This is a genomic window from Mesorhizobium sp. M8A.F.Ca.ET.207.01.1.1, assembly GCF_004794715.1.
GTDB lineage: Bacteria > Pseudomonadota > Alphaproteobacteria > Rhizobiales > Rhizobiaceae > Mesorhizobium.
Map to the genome: position 1 here is coordinate 1 of NZ_SRUS01000464.1, position 305 is coordinate 305.

The 305-nt window shown below is 61.6% G+C and carries 1 protein-coding gene; it reads left to right on the forward strand.

Annotated features, from left to right (window positions below):
• Window positions 1-305: ABC transporter permease subunit (locus EN850_RS35385; RefSeq protein ID WP_136093061.1), on the forward strand; the 305-nt coding region annotated here is incomplete at both ends.

Here is a 305-nt window from a genome sequence, read left to right on the forward strand (position 1 = left end):
TGGGCATCCTCGGAACGCTGTGGCCGCAGATCATCATCCATCTCGTGGTGACGGTGCCGATCGTGGTCTGGGTGATGATCGGCTATTTCGAGACGACGCCGATGGAACTGGAGGAGGCGGCCAATATCGACGGCGCCTCGTCCTGGCAGGTGTTCCGGCTGGTGGCGCTGCCGATCGCGAAACCCGGCATCGTGGTCGCCTTCATCCTGTCCATCATCTTCTCGTGGAACAATTTCGTCTTTGGCGTGGTGCTCGCCAGCCGCGAGACCAGGACCCTGCCGGTCGCGGTCTACAACATGTTGTCC